Origin of the sequence: Endozoicomonas sp. ISHI1 (genome assembly GCF_024606225.1) — a bacterium.
Classification (GTDB): Bacteria; Pseudomonadota; Gammaproteobacteria; order Pseudomonadales; family Endozoicomonadaceae; genus Endozoicomonas_A.
In genome coordinates, this window is sequence record NZ_JAGRPU010000011.1 from 54944 (window position 1) to 73303 (window position 18360).

The following is an 18360-nucleotide window of genomic DNA, read 5'->3' on the forward strand; positions in this document are numbered from 1 at the left end:
AGTAAAATATCTTAACTGCTCGGATGCTGTTGTAGAAATCTCTTTTATCAGGTGTTCTATCCTTCCCTTCTGTAAACCGAAAAGCAAGGATAGAATTATTAAACACTCACTCCTTATGGCACTGATGTTGCCGCTACTGTCGTTGCCTGTTGTTTGTCAGGCCAAACCGTTGACAAAGCGCTTTATTGTCGAGCTTCAGCAGGATGCAGGTTTTCCAAACCAGAACTTTTTTATAGCGTGTGACCAGCATAAATTGACGCACAGCCCGTTAATCATTGCTAATACAAACGGGTATTCAGGATCAGACGTGCTGTTTGATAACAAACGACATAGAGCTAACAGTTACGGGATAAAAACGAGCTTTATTGAGTCGATATTCTGGCAATGGCATTACGCCACTCACCTGCTGGTTGGTTACAAACTGATCCTGACCACCAAAGGCGCAGCTCTACGTTCCAAGCCTTATTCACGGCTACCGGTAGAGGTGGTCATTACTGTCGTTTGGCTTATAAAAAGCTATTGGAGCCCAGATTCAACGCTGTTTCACCCGATTGAACAAGAGACAGCATCTATTTTGGCTCATGGGGGGCACCCGTTTGCAATCACCACTATGATGCCTGGCGCTGGACATGACCAACAACAGGGCCAGCGGTCAGAATCATCTGACCAGCAAGCCATAAAGACCAACAATCACCTTAGAGGCTATTTCACGGGTCTTCTGTATTCGGACTCTGGCGACGGTAATGGAGGCCCTGAACAACAATCACATAATCTGGGTTTAAATTGTTTTGTCCATCCCTGTCATGGCGTTTGTGAGTTGCGACCATCATCCAACTTATCCGATAGCGGAGTGCTGAATTCCGTGGAAAGTTCGACAGGACACAAAGAAGCAATACCCGAACAAAGCTCATGCTCCCGTTTGGCCAAAAGACATGGCTACCATTGCAACTCTGAAGGCGGAATCGCCATAGACGGGGTCGCCTCAGACTTAATAGGTGCTGGTGCAACCGATACAATTGACTCTGTAAAGCTTGCAACCTGCTGCCTGACTTTGGTACGGAAGGAGAGTCAGCAGCGAACATGCGCGACAGTCTTTAGGTATGCTAATGCCCAGTCGTCTCATAAACGTAAATACCACAGCGGGGAAAAAATTTGTGACGTGGCTGTGGTTGGGGAAGATGGTCAGAAGAGGCCTTGCGGAAAGGTCTGCAAGCATGCTCAAGGCTTGTCGGATCACAGAAGAAAAGCACACACCGGACCACAAATCTGCGCCGTGACCGTGATTGGGGAAGACGGTCAGCAGCGGCCATGCAGGAAGATCTACATCAGTGCCAAAGCTCTGTCGGATCACAAAACAAGAGAGCACACCAGGCAACAAACCTGTGACGTAACTGTAGTAGGGGAGGATAGCCAGCCAAGGCCGTGCGGGAAGCTCTGCAGAAGTTCCCAAGCTTTGTCATCTCACAAAAGCAGAGTCCACACCGGGGAAAAAACCTGTGAGGTGACCGTGATCGGCGGGGATGGCAAGAAGCGGCAATGTGGAATGGTCTGCAAAACTGCTCAGGCCCTGTCGAATCACAAAGGCAGAATCCACACCGGAAAACAAATCTGTGACGTTACCGTAGTCGGGGGGAATGGCAATGGGCAACCATGTGGAAAGGCCTGCAAGAATGCTTTAGCTCTGTCATCTCACAAAAGCAACTTCCACTCAGGGGAAAAAAAGTGTGGCTTGACCGTGGTTGATAAGGATGGCCAGCAGCAGCGATGCGGAAAGGTTTGCAAGAATGCTCAAGCCCTTTCAGATCACAAAAGAAGAAGCCACATCGGGCAAAAAAACTGCGACATGACATTGGTCGGGCTGGATGGGCATCAACACCCATGTGGGAAAGTCTGCAAGAGTGCGGAAGCCCTGTCCGAGCACACAAGAATGCATCGAAAGCGCAAGCCTTTTGATCTGAACCAGGATAATGGCCTCAGTTCTAAAGGAGGTAAAGTGAATGAATAACTGACACCCGTCCTTTTATGAGGTGATCTATCCTTCCTCTTTGTAAATTAGAATGCAAGGATAGAATTATTAAACATTCACTCTCTGCGGCACCACTGTTGCTTCTTTTATTCCTGTCTGTCACCTGTCAGGCCGAATCGCTGACACGACCCTTTATTGTCGAGCTTGAGCAGAATGTAGTTTTTCCAAACCAGAGGTTTTCTACAAAACCTGACTTGCATACATTGCCGGGCGACCTGCCAGGCATTACCGATACAGACGGCTACGCACGATTAACTTTGCTGCCTGAAGAAAAACGACATAGAGCTGATAGTTATGGAATAAAAACGACCATCATTGAAACGATTTCGTGGCAATGGCTTTACTTCACCCATTTACTGGTTGCTTACGAACTGATCCTGTCCACCAAAGATGCCTCTATAAGCGCCATCCCTTATTCGTGGCTACCCGTAGAAGTGGTTGTCATCGTCGGTTGGCTTTTTAAAAACTATAGGAATCCTAATTCACCGTCGCATAGTCTGATTGAACAACAGGCGGGTCAGCATTACCCTTTTGCGGCCACCACTGCGATGTTTGACTCCGGACATGGCCAGCCACAATATCCACCATCAGAATCATCTAACCGGCAAGCCCCAAAAACAACCACTCACCTTGCAGGCTATTTCACAGGCCTTCTGCATTCGGTCTCTGGTGACGGTAACGAAGGCCCTGAACAACACTCACATACTCTGGGTTTCAATTGTTTCGTCCATCCTTGTCGTGGCGTTTGTGAATTGCGACCATCATTCGACTCATCCGATAGCGGAGCGCTGAATTCCGTAGAAAGTTCGACAGGATGTACAAAGGTAACATCCGAAAAAAGCTCATGCCCCTCCATGGCTGATAGATATTGCTGTCGTCGCAACCCTGTGGACGGAGTCGTCTCAGACGGGGACGCCTCAGGCTCAAAAGGTGCTGCTGTAGCCGATACAATGAATCCTGCCAAGCGGGCGAACTGCAACCTGACAGTGGTGGCGAAGGAATGTCAGCAGCGAACATGCAGGAGCGTTTATAAGAATGCTGCTTCCCTGTCGACTCATAAAAGTAAATACCATAGTGGGGGAAAAATCTGTGACGTGGCCGTGGTCGGAGAAGATCACCAGCAGCGGCTCTGTGGGAAGATATTCAAGCATGCACAAGGCCTATGGGAGCACAAAAGAAAAGCACATACCGGACTACAAACCTGTACCGTGACTGTGATCGGGGAAGATGGTCAGCAGCGGCCCTGCAGCAGGATCTATATGAATTCCCATGCCCTGTCGGATCACAAAAAAAGAGAGCACAGCAGTCAAAAAACCTGTGACCTGACTGTGGTCGGCGAGGATGGCCAACAGAGGCCATGCGGGACGGTCTTCAAGAATGCTCCATCTTTGTCATCTCACAAAAGCAGATACCATACCGGGCACAAAACCTGTGAAATGACAGTAGTGGGAGAGGATGGTCAGCAACGGCCATGCGGAATGGCCTGCGAAAATTCTCGCAATCTGGTGGAACACAAAAGAAGTGTCCACAGCGGGCAACAGACCTGCGTCGTGAACATGGTCGGAGAAGATGGTCAGCTATGGCCATGCGGAAAGGTCTGCAAGAATCTACAAGCGCTGTCATCTCACAAAAGCAACTACCACTCAGGGCAAAAAATGTGTGACCTGGTCGTGGTTGATAAGGATCGACAACAGCGGCGATGCGCAAAGGTCTGCAGGAATGCTCAAGCTCTGCGGGATCACAAAAGCAGATACCACAGTGGGAAAAAAACCTGCGACGTAACATTGGTTGGGACGGATGGGCTCAAGTACCGATGCGGGGTAGTCTGCCAGAACGCCAAAGCCTTGTCGAACCATAAAGGAAGGCATCGAAAACGCAGGGCTGTTGATCAGGACCAGAACAGTGACCTCAGTCCCCGATCTGAGACCCATCCTTTCATGAGATGATCTATCCTTTCTCTCTGTATATTAGAATGCAAGGATAGAATTATTAAACGTTCATACTTTGCGGTATCGCTCTTTCTGCTACAGTCGTTATCTGTCGTTTGTCAGGCTCAACTGTTTGGTAGCCGTTTTGTTGTTGACTTTGACTATAATACAGTTTCTCCAAACCGGTATTTTTCTACCAAGCTCAACCGGCATACATTAACAGACAACCTGTCAGAAATTTCCGAAAAAGAGGGCCATCTGGGGTCAACTTCATCGCCTGACTCTACCCCTTATTCATGGCTACTTGCAGAATTGGTTGTCACTGTCGGTTGGCTTTTAAAATGTTATTGGAACCCTGATTCACCGCTGTTTAACCCGGTGGAAGTACAGTTGACTCAAGACCAAACGTCTGCGATCATCACCATGATGCATGGCTCCGGACATGGCCAAAAACAATACCCGCCTTCAGAACCATCCGGTCTGCAAGCCCCAGAGACAATGAGCCACTACAGAGGCTCTTTCACTAGTCTTCAGAATACTGACTACGGCCATGGTGGCGGTGATGGAGGCCCTCAACAACACCTGCATACTTTGGGTCTGAATTGTTTCGTCCATCCTTGTCGTGGCGTTTGTCAGTTCGGACCATTATTTGATAGCAGAAGTGCCGCTGAGTTCCACTTGGCAGAGCCCTATGCAACGATCCACACTCCAGAGGCGAGGGCAGAAGTATCCGTTGCTCAATTGGGAGCAACACCCGAACAAAACTCATGCCCGCATTTGGCGAATAGACAGTGTCCTGGTTGCTTAGGTACTTCTGATACTGTAGAGGCTAAACATTCCGAAGAAGAATCAATTTTCGGAATACTAATTGATACTTCTGATGGAAACGGAGTGGCCTCAGACTTAATCGATTATACAACTGATGCTATCGGCTTACTCAATGATGATGAACTAATGCTCAGGGGTTTGCTTTCCACTGTTAATGATTTTGAGTTCATTACTGAGTCACTTAGTCTGTTGGATCAGAGTCAAACGCATCTTTCCCGGAAAGATACATTACAAGCTCTGCCAGTACCCGAGAATATTATATTCGGAGCTAAAAAATGCCAACAAGAACTGTTGGATGACCAAGCAAATATCCACAGCGAGCAGCCAACCTATGACGAGAAAGTGGTCGGGGAGGATCGCCAGACGCAACCACGCAGGAAGATCTCCAAGAATGCTAAAGCTCTCTCGAATAAAAAAAGAGCAGACCACAGCAGCCAACAAATTTGTGACGTGATGGTAGTTGAAGGCGGACACCAGCGGCCATGTGGAACAGTTTATAAGAATGCTCTGACCCTGTCGGATCACAAAAGAAGAAAACACAGTGGACCACAAACTTGTGACGTGACCGTGATCGGGAAGGATGGCCAGCGATCATGTGGAAAAATCTGCAAGAATGCTCTGGCTCTGTCGGTTCACAAGAGCAAGTACCACTGTGAGCAAAAAATCTGTGGCGAGACAGTAGTCGGGGACGATGGCCTGCAGCAGTTATGCGGAAAGGTTTGCAGGAATACTCAAGTTCTGGCAGATCACAAAAGAAGAGACCACACCGGACCACAAACCTGTCAAGTGGTTAAGGTCGGGGAAGATGGTCAACAACGGCCATGCGGAAAGGTCTTTAGCAATGCCATAACCTTGTGTTATCACCGTAGAAAATCCCATGGCAAGCAACGAATCTGTGTCAAGGCAGTGGTCGGGGAGGGTGGTCAGCAGCGACCATGCGGGAAGATCTTCAAGAATGATCAGGCCCTGTCAAATCACAAAATGTGGTATCACACCGGGCAACAAGCCTGTGACGAGGCCGTGGTCGGGGAGGATGGTCAGCAGCGACCATGCGGGAGGGTCTGTAAAAATGCTAAAGCCCTATCCAACCATAAAAGACAACATCAAAAACGCAAACCTGTTGATGTGCACCAGAACAATGACCTCAGTCTTTGATCCGACAACCCTCCTTTCATGAGGTGATCTATCCTTCTTCTCTTTAAATTAGTACGCAAGAATCGAATTATTAAACACTCATACTCTGCAGCACTGCTGTTGCTGCTATTGTCGCTGTCTGTCATCTCTATGGCTGAACCATTGAAAGAAGGCTGTATTGTCGAGCATAAACAGAAAGCAGTTTTTCCAAACCTGGGCTTCTCTATAAAGTGTGTACTGCGTGCATTGTCGTGTACTTTGTCATTCATTGTTGACAGAAACGCCTGCACAGGAAAAGATTTTCTGCTTAATGACAAACGACACAGACCAGTCGGTTACGAACTAAAAACGATCATCATTGAATCGATTCTATGGCACTGGCTATACACCACTCCCCTGCTGGTTGTTTGTGAACTGATCCTAACCACCAAAGATGCCTCTATTAGCTTTACCTCTCGTTCATGCCTGCCTTTAGAAGCGATTTTCGCTGTTGGTTGGTTTTTAAAAAGTTATTGGGATCTTGGTTCACCGCTATTTAGCCCGATTGAACAACAGTCGAGTCAGGGTCATTCGTTTGCGATCATCTCTATGGTGCCTGGCTCCGGAGATAACTCGCAACAATACCCTCCATCAGAATCATCAGGCCAGCAAGTTCCGGCAGTCGCCAGCGCCCCTGTAGGTTTTTTCACCCGTCTTCTGTATTCTGAGTCTGGTGACAATAACAGAAACCCTCATCAAAACTCACACACTTTAGGTTTAAATTGTTTCGCCCATCCCTGTTATGGGGTTTGTCAATTCCGGTCATCAGAAGCAACACCCGGACAAAGTGCAGGGCTCGCCTACAACACTGGCCCCACCAGACGTACCTGTAGTGATGTGCCATTGCCCGGGAATTTGCCTGTCACCCCTGACGACCTGATTATCATCAGTGGGCTACTCAGTCTAAGTAGTCAGGGTCTTCCAGAAGAAAACAGGATTTCCTTTGCGTTTACCCGTTTTACACACTCAATGAAGACTTTACCTTCAGGTTGTCTTGCTTCCGGAGGGGGAGCCCATTGCCAACAGGCCCTGTTGAATCACAAAAGAAAAGACCACACCGGGCAGAGGATCTGCGACCTGGCCCTGGTCGATGAGGATGGCCAGCTGAAGCCATGCGGGGAAGTTTGCAAAAATACTAAAGCTCTGGCGTATCATAAAAGAAGGCTTCACAGCGGGCACAAAACCTGTGACGTGACCGTGATCGATGAGGACGAACAGCCGCGGCCATGCGCAAAAGTCTGCAAGAATGCGCTAGTTCTGTCAGTTCACAAAAGCAAAGATCATAGCGGGCCAAAAACCTGTGACGTGATCGTGGTCGGGGAGGATGGCCAGCAGCAGCCATGCGGGGTAGTTTGCGAATGTGCCAAAATTCTCGTGGATCACAAAAGAGTAGCCCACAGCGGGCAACAAACCTGTGACGTGATCGTGATGGGAGAGGGTGGCCAGCAATGGGCATGCGGGAAGGTCTGCAAGAATGCCAGAGACCTATCGGTTCACAAAAGCAGATACCACACCGGAAAAAAAATCTGTGACGAAACATGGGTAGGGGGGGATGGCCAACCCCGGCCATGTGGAAAGCTCTGTGAGAATGCTCGAAGACTGACGAATCACAAAAGAAGAGAGCACAGCGGGCCAAAAAACTGTGACATAAAAGTGGTCGGAGAGGATGACCAGTTACGGCCATGCGGTGCTGTCTGCAAGAATGTTCAGGCTCTGTCGTGTCACAAAAGCAAAGTCCACACCGGACAAAAAATCTGTGACGTGACCGTGGTTGAGGAGGATGGCAAGCCACGGTTATGTGGGAGAGTCTGCAGGCACGCTCAGGCACTGTCGGATCACAAAAGAAGCGCCCACGGCGAGCGAAAAACCTGTGACGTAAGCGTGGTCGGAGAGGATGGCCAACAGCGGCTATGTGGCCTGGTCTGTAAGAATTCCAGATCCCTGACAAAGCACAAGAGAAAACACTTAAAACGCAAGCTTGTTGATTCGGCTCAGAACGATGACCTCGGTCCCGGATCTGACACCCATCCTCTCATAAGGTGATCTATCCTTCCTTTCTATGCCAGAACGCAAGGATAGAATTCTTCGACACTCACTCTTTGCAGAAATGCTGTTGCTAGTGTCGTTATCTGTCGTCTGTCGGGCCGAACCATTGACAGAACGTTTTGTTATCGAACTTCGACAAAATGCAGATGAACAACGGGAGGCAACATCTGTGCTGATAAAGGGTGACCAACCGTATGCGACCATCATAATGGTGTATGGGTCTGTTGATAACCCATCGCAGTACCGGCCATCAGAATCATCCGGCCAGCGAGTCCCGCAGGAAACTACTGCTCAGTCTGGAGGCTCATTCACTGGTCTCTTGTATTCCGACTCTGGCGACGGTAACGGAGATCCTGAACAATCCACACACACTTTGGATTTAAATTGTTTCGTCCACCCCTGTTATGGTGTTTGTCAATTCCGGCTATCAGGAGCAACACCCGCGCAAAACTCATGCCGTTACCCGGTGAATGAACACTGCCATGGTTGTATACGCCATTTTGATTCTGGAAACGCAACACACTCAATGAGTCCGGGGTCGGCCTACACTAAAGACCCTGACGGTTCAGCCAATGATGATGCACCCATGCCCGGGAATGTGCCTGTCTCTGTTGATGACCAGATGATAATCAACGGTTTACTCAGCCTGCGTGGTTCTGGTCCTCGAGGAGAAAAGGGGATTTCCTGTACGTTTGCCTATTTCACACGCCCAGTGGTGTCTTCGCCTGCGGGTTGTCTTCCTTCCGGAGGGGTTACCCATTGCCAGCAAACCGTGTCGAATCATAAAAGAAGAAACCGTACCGGACAGCGAACCTGTGACGTGACCGTGGCCGGAGAAGATGGCCGACAAGAGTCATGTGGTAAGGTCTGCAAGGGTACTCGAGCTCTGTCGGATCACAAAATAAGAGCTCACACCGGGCAAAAAACCTGTGACGTGACCGTGGTCAGGGAAGACGGCCAGATGCGGCCATGCGGAAAGATCCTCAAGAATGCGAAATTGCTATCAGTTCATAAAAGCAGGGATCACAGCGGGCAAAAAAAATGTGACATAACAGTGGTCTCAGAGGATGGCCAACAGCGGCCATGCGGGAAGGTCTGCAACAATGCTGTGGCCTTGTCGAATCACAAAATAAGAGCCCACTCGGGGCAACAAACCTGTGTCGAAAAAGTGGTTGGTGAGGATGGCCAACAAGGGCCATGCGAGCGGGTCTTCAAGAATGCTAAAGCCCTGTCGGATCATAAAAGAAGGGACCATAGCGGTCAACAACCCTGTGATGTGACCGAGGTCGGGGAAGATGGCCAGCTGCGGCCATGCGGAAAGGTTCTCAAGAATGCGTCATCCTTGTCGGTTCACAAAAGCAGAAATCACAGCGGGCAAAAAACCTGCAAAGTGCTTGTGGTCGGGGAAGATGGCCAGCCGAGGGCGTGCGGAAAGGTATGCAAGAATGCGTCATCTTTGTCAGTTCACAAATACAGAGATCACAGCGGGCGAAAAACCTGCGACGTGACCGTGGTCGGGGGGGATGGCCAGCCGAAGCAATGCGGAAAGGTCTGCAAGAGTGTGTCATCTTTGTCCGATCACAAAAGCAGGGCTCATAGCGGGCAAAAAACCTGCGACGTGGCCGTGGTCGGGGAGGACGGCCAGCCGAGGCCATGCGGAAGGGTTTGCAGGAATGTGCTATCTCTGTCAATTCACAAAAGCAGGGCTCACAGCGAACAAAAAACCTACGAAATGATCGTGGTCGGGGAGGATGGCCAGCCGAGGTCATTCGGAAAGGCCTTCAGGAATGCTCATGACCTGTCGGAGTACAAAAGAAGACAACGTAAACGCAAGCCTGTTGATGTGAATCAGGACGAAGGCCTCAGTCCTGATGAGGGCAAAGTGAATAAGTAACAGTCAGAACTGACAGAAGCCCTTTCACGAGGTTTTCTTGATCTATCCTTCCTTTCTGTATATCAGAATGCAGGGACAGAATTATTCAAAACTCACCCTTTGCAGCAATGCTATTGCTGATGTTGCTATTATCTGTCGTCTGTCGGGCCGAACCTTTGACAGGTCATTTCATTGTCGAAGGACCATGCAGTTGCGGGATAAAAACAGCCCTTTTTGAGTCAATTTCGTTGCAATCGCTTCACGCCACAAACCTGTTGGTTGGTTATGAACCGATCCTGACCAGCAGAGACTCTCCTCTAAACTCCAGCTCTTGTTCATGGCTGCCAATAGAAATGGCTCTGATTGTCAGTTGGCTTTTAAAAAACTGCCGGAACCCTGATTTACCCCTGTTAAATCCGATTGAGCAACAGGAGTTGATCTCTGCGCTGACACTGGGGGATTGCCCGTTTGAGACCATGGCAATGATGCATGGCTCTGGCGATAAAACACCACAATACCCGCCATCAGAGTCATCTGGCCAGCAAGTCCCGGAAGCTAATATCCAGCCTATAGGCTTTTTCACCAGTCTCCTGTATTCTGACTTTGGCGACGGTAACGGAGACCCTCAACAGTACTCACACACTTTAGGTTTGCATTGTTTTGTCCATCCCTGTCACGGCTTTTGTCAATTCGGGCCATCAGTTGCAACGTCGCCAGAAAGCTCATGTTATCATTCGTTGAATGAACGCTGCCTTGTTTGCAAACGTCATTTTGGTCCTGGAAACGCTATATACTCGATGAGCGCAGGCTCCACCTATACCAATGACCCTAACGGCCCAGCTAAAGACGATGTGCCCGTGTCCGTGAATAAGCCTGTTTCTGCTGATGATCAGGTTATAATTGATGGATTACTCTGTCTAAGTGATCGCAGTCTTCCGGAAAAAAATGGGATTTCCTGTACGACTCCCCATTTCACAGACTCAATGGGGGCTTCAGCCTCGGTTTGTCCTCCAACCTGTGACGTGAGACTGGTTGAGAACGAGGTTCAGCAGCCGCCATGTGGGAAGGTCTGCAAGAATGCTCATGTCCTGTCAGAGCGCAAAAGAAGAGAACGCAGCCGACAACGAAGCTGTAGCGTACCAGTGGTAAGAAAAGCTGGCCGACCGGAACCATGCGGAAAGGTCTGCAAAAGTGCTTATGCCCTGTCGGGGCACAAAAGAAGAGAGCACAGCGGGCAACGAACTTGTGGAGTAACTGTGATCGGAGAGGATGGCCGGCCGCGGCCATGTGGAGTGGTCTGCAAGCATATTCATGACCTCTCGGAACATAAAAGAAAAGAGCACAGCAGCCAAAAAATCTGTGACGAGACAGTGGTTGGGGAGGATGGTCAGTCGTGGCCATGCGGGGTGGTTTGCAGGAATGCTCATGTTCTGACGAATCACAAAATCAGAGAGCACAGTAGGCAAAAAACCTGCGACGTGAACGTGCTCGGGGAGGATGGCCAACCGCGGCCCTGCGGACATATTTGCAAGAATCGTAAAGTCCTGTCGGATCATAAAGTAAGGCTCCACAAAGGGCAAAAAACCTGTGACGTGATTGTAATCGTGAGGGATGGCCAGTTAAGGCCATGCGGGACGGTCTGCAAGAATCCCAAAGCCCTGTCGACTCACAAGAGCGAATACCATACCGGGCAAAAAACCTGTAGCATCGCCGTAATCGGGGAGGATGGTCAGCAGCGGCCATGCGGGAGGGTCTTTAGGAATGCCCGCGCCCTGTCGGATCACAAAAAACAACATCGAAAACGCAAGCCTGTTCATGTGAACCAGAATGATGCCTTCACTTCTAAAGAAGTTGAGGCGAAAAGGGTAAAGTGAATAAGTAACGGTCAGATCTGACAGCAGTCCTTTCTCCAGCTTTTCTTGATCTATCCTTCCTCTCTGTCCACCAGAATGCAAGGATAGAATTATTAAACACTCCTTCTTTGCAGCCTTGCTGTTGCCGATATTGTTGTTGTCTGTCGTCTGTCAGGTCGAAGCATTGACAGAACATTTTTTTGTTAAGCTTGAATCAAATCCAGATTCTCCAAAAAAAAGCTTTTCTATAAAGCGTGGCTGTCATAGATCGTCTAAGTGTCCGTCAGTCATTGCCAAAACCAACGGCGACGCGGGACCAGGTTTGTCAATGGATGACAAACGACACAGATCTAGCCGTTACGGAATAAAAAAGACCCCTATTAAGTCGATTTCGTGGCAATGGCTTTACGCCACTCACCTGCTGGTGGGTCACGAATTGATCCTGACCAGCAAAGACGCCCCTCTATGCTGCGCACCTTATTCATGGCTGCCTGTAGAAGTGGTCGTCATTTTCGGTTGGCTTTTTAAAAACTATTGGAACCCCGAATCACCCCTGTTTAATCCGATTGAGCAACAGGGGGCAACTACTATTTTGACACGGAGGGATTATCCGTTTGCGACCATCACTCTGATGTATGGCTCTGGTGGTAATCCACCACAAGATCCACCATCAGAACCATCCGGTCAGCAAGTCCGGGAAGCCACCATTTACCCTAGAGGTTTTTTCATTCGTCTTATGTATTCTGACTTAGGCGATGGTAAAGGAGGCCCTCAAGAGTTCTCACACACTTTAGGTTTAAATTGTTTCGCTTATCCATGTCATGGCGTTTGTCAATTCCAGCCATCGGGAGCAACACCCGGACAAAGCGCGTGCCCTCATTCGGTGAATGAACACTGTCTTGGTTGCACAAACCATTTTGGTCCTGGAAATGCCAGACAACCAGTGAGTGCAGAAGCAGTCTCTATCAGTGACCCTGACGAGATACTCAATGATAATGTGCAAATACCCGGGAATGTTCCCTTAAACGTTGATGACGAGATTATAGTGGATGGTTTACTCAGTCTTCGAAAATCCCCGGGTTGTCTTCCTTCCGGAGGGGCTACCCATTGCCAACAAACTCCGTCTAATCGAAAACAACAAGTGCGGACAGGGAGGCAAGTCTGTGATATTGCAGTGGTCGGGGAGGATCTCCAACAACGGCCATGTGGAAAGGTCTGCATGAATGTCACAACTCTGTCATATCTCAAAAGTGGGTACCACAGCGGGCATAGGATCTGTGACCTGATAGTGGTTGGGAAGGACGGACAGCCGCAGCCATGCGGGATGATTTTCAAGGGTGCTAAAAGCTTATCGGATCACAGAGGCAGAGAACATTCAGGGCAACAAACCTGTGACGTGACCGTGGTTGGAGAGGATGGTCGGCAGCGGCCATGCGGGAAGGTCAGCAGGAATGCCAAAGCCCTGTCGTCTCATAAGAGTGGATACCACAGCGGGCAAAGAATCTGTGACGTGATAGTGATCGGTGAGGATGGTCAGCCGCAACCCTGTGGGAAGGCCCGGAAGAGTCTGCAAGATCTGTTGGACCATAAAAGAAGGGACCACAGCGAACAACAAACGTGTGAAGAGACAAGGGTCGGGGATGATGGCTTGCAGCGGCCATGCGGAAAGGTCTTCAAGAATAGTAAATCCCTGTCGGAGCACAAAAGCAAATACCACAGGGGGCCACAAATCTGTGGTGTGACAGTGGTAGGGGAAGCCGGCGAGCCGCGACCATGTGGGACCGTCTGCAAGAATGCAAAAGTCCTGTCGGATCACAAAATCAAAGTCCACAGCGGGCAACAAACCTGTAAGGTGAGCGCGGACGGGGAAGATAGCCAGCAGCGGCCATGTGGAAAGGTCTTCAACAATGCTAAAGCCCTGTCGGATCACAGAAGAAAATACCACACCGGAGAAAAAACCTGTCAGGCAAAGGTGGTCGGAGAGGATGGACAGCCACAGTCGTGCGGGAAGGTCTGCAAGAGTGCTCAAGCCCTGGCGGATCACAAAAGAATACATCGAAAGCGCAAGCTTGTTGATATGAATCAAGACGACCACCCCACTCATAAATCAACCATGAGTGACTGAAACAATTTTTTGTCACCCCTGGTGATGAAAAATTTCTCACAGTAAAAAAGATAAAGTAACAAGGCTCTGTAGGAGAAGGTGTCAGCTCAAGGGTTAAGGTCATCATCCTTCTTCAGGTCTTCAAACTTGCGTTTCCGATGTCTTCTTTTGTGATCCGACAGGGCACTGGCACTCTTGCAGACCTTGGCGTATGCTCGTTCCTGGCCACACTCCCCGACGAATTTTACATCACAGCTTCGTTGCCCGGTATGCTCTTTTCTTTTATGTGACGACAGGGATTGAGCATTCTTGCAGACCGTCCCGCAGGGTTGCTGTTGGCCATTCTCCCCGACCACGGCCACATCACAGGTTTTTTGTCCGGTGTGGACTTTGCTTTTGTGAACTGCCAGAGACAGAGCATTTTTGTAGACCATCCCGCATGGCCGCGACTGGTCATCCTCCCCGGGCACGCTTATTTCACAGGTTTGTTGGCCGGTGTGGACTTTTTTTTTGTGAGATGACAGGTCTCCAGCATTCTTACAGACCCACCCGCACGGTCGCTGCTGCCCTCCCTCCCCGACCACGGTCACATCACAGGTTTTGTTTCCGCTGTGGTATCTGCTTTTGTGAACTGCCATAGAGGGAGCATTCTTGCAGACCGACCCGCATGGCTGCAGCTCACCATCCTCCCCGGTCATACTCATATCACAGATTTGTTGTCCGCTGTGGTACCTGCTTTTGTGATATGACAGTTCCTGAACATTACTGCAGACGGTTCCACATGACCGCTGTTGGCCGTCCTCCCCGACAACGGATATGTCACAGGTTTGTTGCCCAGTGTGGTGTTTCCTTTTGTGAATCGAAAGGTTATTAGCATTCTCGCAGACCTTCCCACACGGCCGTTGCTGGCCATCATCTCCGACCACGGCTACCTCACAGGTTTGATGTCTGCCGTGGTTTCTTCTTTTATGTTCGGACAGAGCATGAGTATTCTTGCAGGATTTTCCGCATGGCTGCCGCTGGCCATCCGCCCCGATCACATTAACCTCACAGATTTGTTGCCCACTGTGAGATCTGCTTTTATGAACCGACAGAGATAACGCATTTTTGAAGGTTTTTCCGCATGGCTTCGACTGGCCATCCTTACGGCCCACTTTCAAGTCACATGTTTTTTGCTCCGTGTGGGCTCTTCTTTTGTGATTTTCCAGGGTTCTAAGACCCTTGCAGACCTTCCCGCACGGTAGTTGCTGGCCATCTTCTCCAGCCACTATCACGTCACAGGTTAGCTGCACGGTGCAGTCTCTTCTTTTACGATTAGAAAGGGCTTGCTGGCAATGAGTAACCCCTCCGGAATGGAGACAACCCGAAGATGATGGCACCACCGGGCGTGAAAATTGGGCAAGCGTACAGGAAGTCCTGTTTTCTTCTGGAAGACTACGACCACCCAAACTAAGTAACACATCAATTATAATCTGGTCATTTACAGAGACACGCACATTCCCGGGCATTGGGACATCGTCATTGACTGATCTGTTAGGCTTATTAATATAGGTGGCCCCTGAATTCATTGGTTGCGTTACGTTTCCAGAATCAAAATGTTGTATACGACTATGCATGTTTATATTCTCTGAATAAGGACATGAGATTTGTTCGGGGGTTGCTCCCGATGGCCGGAATTGACAAACACCGCAGCAGGGATGGACGAAACAATTTAAACCTAAACTATGCAAATATTGATGAGGGTCTCTGTTACTGCGGCCAGAGTCAGAATACTGGAGCCGAACGAAAGAGCCTGTAGGTTGGCTGCTAGCTGCCGGGACTCGGTGGCCAGCTGATTCTGATGGCAGGTATTGTGTTTGGTTATCACCAGAGCCATACATCATACTGATCGTCGCAGACGGCTCATCCCCCTCTCTCAGTACAGAGTTTGCCTCCTGTAGTTCAATCGGGTTAAACAGGGATAATTGGGGGTTCCAATAGCTTTTAAAAAGCCAACTGACAACGACAATCACTTCTACAGGTAGCCATGAATAAGGGGTCGAACCAAGAGAGACGTCTTTGGTGGTCATGGTCAGTTCGTAACCCATCAGCAGATTGGAAACGTAAAGCGATTGCCAGAAAATCGACTCAACAAGGGGCGTTTTCATTTCGTAACTGCCAGGTCTATGTCGCTTGTTATCAGATGGTAAATCGGGTTCTGCATAGCTGTTTGTTTTGGCAATCACTGACGGGCTGTGTGTCAACGTGTGCCGGACAGGCTTTATAGAAAAGCTTTTGTTTGGAGAGCCTGTATTCTGTTCAAACGCGACAACAAAACATTCTGTCAACGGTTCCGCGTGACATGCGACAGATAACAACAATATCAGCAACAACGGTGCTGCAAAAAGAGAGTGCTTAATGATTCTATCCTTGCATTCTGGTTAACAGAGAGGAAGGATAGATCAAGAAAAACTCGTGAACGGCGGGTGCCAGATCAAGGACTGATATCATTGTCCTGTGCCAAATCAACAGGCTTGCGTTTCCGATGTTTTCTTCTGTGATAATGCAGCTCTTCTTTACTCTTGCAGATCTTTCCGCATTGCCGCGACAGGCCATCCCCCTCGAACACTATCACGTCACAGGCTTTTTGCCCGGTGTGATCTCGTCTTTTGTGAAGCGACAGGGCAGGAGCATTCTTGCAGACCTTTCCGCATGGCCGCAGCTGGCCATCCTCCCCGAACACGAACTTGTCACAGATTTGTTGTAATCTGTGGACTTTGCCTCTGTGACCCAACAGATCTTGAATATTTTTACAAACCTTCCCGCATGGCCGCAGCTGGCCATCCTCCCCGACCACAGTTGAATCACAGATTTTTTGTCCGGAGTGCTCTCTTCTTTTATGATGTGACAGGGCTGCAGCGTTCTTGCAGACCACACCACATGCTCGCTGCCGGCCATTCTCCCCGATTATGGTCACGGCACAGTTTTTTTGCCCGGTGTGGTATTTGGTTTTGTGAGTTGACAAAGATGGAACATTCTTGAAGACCATCCGACATGGTCTTGGCTGTCCATCTTCTCCGACCACGGTAACGTTACAGATTTGTTGCCCACTGTGAACTTTTCTTCTGTGCTCCCATAGGACATTAGCATTATTGCAGACGTTTCCGCATTGCCGCTGCTGGCCATTCTCCCCGATCACGATCACATCACAGATTCGTTCCCCGCGGTGGTATCCGCATTTGTGATTCGACAGCACGCGAGCGTTCTTGCAGGCCTTTCCGCATGGTCGTCGCAGACCATTCTCCTCAACCACAGTTACATCACATATGAATTGTCTAGTGTTGTGTGTAACTGGTATTGCTCCTTCGTGAGAAAGATGAAGTTGGCTCTGATCCAATTGGGATGATTCGGTGGTGGTTGGTTGTCTTTCTGAATGGTCATGAGTAAAGAGTATCTGGTCTCCTTCGAGAAGATACCGCAAATCGAGTGACTTATTAACGACCTCAAAATCCTCTGTCTTGGAAGGTAGGGTTTCGAACAATGCCACATCATCAATGAGTGACCCGGCAACGTCGGTGGTATGGGCGACTTCGTCTCCAGGGTTTCCATCAAATACAGGGTCATAATCGAATGGGAGTTGAACGTCAGAAAGATCATTCTGATCTACGCAACTTAAGCGGTGTCCATCAGCCAAATACGGGTACGAGCTATTCAGAGAGTTCTGCTGCGATTCAACGGACTCTGTACTATCGAATGATATCCGGAAATTACAAACGCCATGACAGGGATGGACAAAACAATTTAAACCTAAAGTATGTGAGTTTTGTTGAGAGTCTCCTTCATCGTCGCCAGAGACAAAATACTGGAGACTGGTAAAAGAGCGTGCAGGTTCAGTGGTGGCTTTGGTAACTTGCTGGCCCGATGATTCTGAGGGTGGGTATTGTGTTGGGTTATCTCCCGATCCATACATCATAGGGATGCTCGCAAATGGATGATCCTCCTCCTGTATCAGCATGGATCTTGACTCCTGCAGTTCAAGCGCTTTAAACAGCGGTGCATTGAGGTTCCAATCGCTTTTTAAAAGCCAACTGACAACGACAACCACTTCTGCAGGTAGCCATGAATAATAGGTGGAACCAAGAGGGGTGATTCTGGTGGTCAGGATCAGCTCGTAAACCACCAGCAGGTGCCAACTGTAAAGCCATTGCCACGTAATCGACTCAACAAAAATCGTTTTTATTCGATAACTGAACGTTTTTTGTCGTTTGTTATAAGATGACAAATCTGACTCTGCATAAACTTTAGAGGCGGCAATGACAGGCGGGTAATGTGGCAATGTATGACAGCCATACTTTATAGAAAAACTCTGATTTGGATAATCTGCATTTTGGTCAAGCTCAACAATAAAAGATCCTGTCAATAGTTCGGTCTGACAGACGTTAGACAACAACATCAGCAACACCAGTGCAGTAAGGTGTGATTGTTTAATATTTCTATCCCTGCATTCCGGTTGACAGAGAGGAAGAATAGATCAAGAAAAGCTCGTGGGA

At 49.0% G+C, this 18360-nt stretch carries 9 protein-coding genes; 7 read left to right on the forward strand and 2 right to left on the reverse strand.

Annotation, left to right across the window (positions count from 1 at the left end):
* The first annotated feature begins 115 nt into the window (after positions 1-115).
* The 7 genes from KBW69_RS09145 to KBW69_RS09175 all read left to right on the forward strand — a co-directional run bounded on the left by KBW69_RS09145 (position 116) and on the right by KBW69_RS09175 (position 13852).
* Positions 116-2005, forward strand: coding sequence for a hypothetical protein (locus KBW69_RS09145; protein ID WP_257280672.1), 1890 nt, complete (start codon positions 116-118; stop codon positions 2003-2005).
* A 98-nt stretch (positions 2006-2103) separates the two neighbouring features.
* The gene (locus KBW69_RS09150) at positions 2104-3972 is read left to right on the forward strand and encodes a hypothetical protein (RefSeq protein ID WP_257280673.1); all 1869 of its coding nucleotides are present in this window, start codon (positions 2104-2106) and stop codon (positions 3970-3972) included.
* Positions 3973-4344: 372 nt separating this feature from the next.
* The gene (locus KBW69_RS09155) at positions 4345-5937 is read left to right on the forward strand and encodes a hypothetical protein (protein ID WP_257280674.1); all 1593 of its coding nucleotides are present in this window, start codon (positions 4345-4347) and stop codon (positions 5935-5937) included.
* A 129-nt stretch (positions 5938-6066) separates the two neighbouring features.
* Positions 6067-7998, forward strand: coding sequence for a hypothetical protein (locus KBW69_RS09160; protein ID WP_257280675.1), 1932 nt, complete (start codon positions 6067-6069; stop codon positions 7996-7998).
* A 64-nt stretch (positions 7999-8062) separates the two neighbouring features.
* On the forward strand, positions 8063-9895 hold the full coding sequence (locus tag KBW69_RS09165) for a hypothetical protein (protein WP_257280676.1): 1833 nt from the start codon (positions 8063-8065) through the stop codon (positions 9893-9895).
* A 119-nt stretch (positions 9896-10014) separates the two neighbouring features.
* Positions 10015-11748, forward strand: coding sequence for a hypothetical protein (locus KBW69_RS09170; protein ID WP_257280677.1), 1734 nt, complete (start codon positions 10015-10017; stop codon positions 11746-11748).
* Positions 11749-12055: 307 nt separating this feature from the next.
* The gene (locus KBW69_RS09175; protein WP_257280679.1) at positions 12056-13852 is read left to right on the forward strand and encodes a hypothetical protein; all 1797 of its coding nucleotides are present in this window, start codon (positions 12056-12058) and stop codon (positions 13850-13852) included.
* 86 nt (positions 13853-13938) lie between these two features.
* Here the strand turns inward: KBW69_RS09175 and KBW69_RS09180 are convergent, their stop codons facing one another.
* On the reverse strand, positions 13939-16158 hold the full coding sequence (locus KBW69_RS09180) for a hypothetical protein (protein ID WP_257280680.1): 2220 nt from the start codon (positions 16156-16158) through the stop codon (positions 13939-13941).
* A 146-nt stretch (positions 16159-16304) separates the two neighbouring features.
* Positions 16305-18263 (reverse strand): hypothetical protein, encoded by a 1959-nt coding sequence (locus KBW69_RS09185; protein WP_257254320.1) that lies wholly within the window; start codon positions 18261-18263, stop codon positions 16305-16307.
* Positions 18264-18360 lie beyond the last annotated feature (97 nt).

Excerpts from the sequence above, each read along its gene's own strand:
- KBW69_RS09145 (WP_257280672.1), top strand. The coding sequence starts at position 116 with ATGGCACTGATGTTGCCGCTACTGTCGTTGCCTGTTGTTTGTCAGGCC.
- KBW69_RS09160 (WP_257280675.1), top strand. The coding sequence starts at position 6,067 with ATGGCTGAACCATTGAAAGAAGGCTGTATTGTCGAGCATAAACAGAAA.
- KBW69_RS09165 (WP_257280676.1), top strand. The coding sequence starts at position 8,063 with ATGCTGTTGCTAGTGTCGTTATCTGTCGTCTGTCGGGCCGAACCATTG.
- KBW69_RS09170 (WP_257280677.1), top strand. The coding sequence starts at position 10,015 with ATGTTGCTATTATCTGTCGTCTGTCGGGCCGAACCTTTGACAGGTCAT.
- KBW69_RS09175 (WP_257280679.1), top strand. The coding sequence starts at position 12,056 with ATGGATGACAAACGACACAGATCTAGCCGTTACGGAATAAAAAAGACC.
- KBW69_RS09185 (WP_257254320.1), bottom strand. The coding sequence starts at position 18,263 with ATGTTGTTGTCTAACGTCTGTCAGACCGAACTATTGACAGGATCTTTT.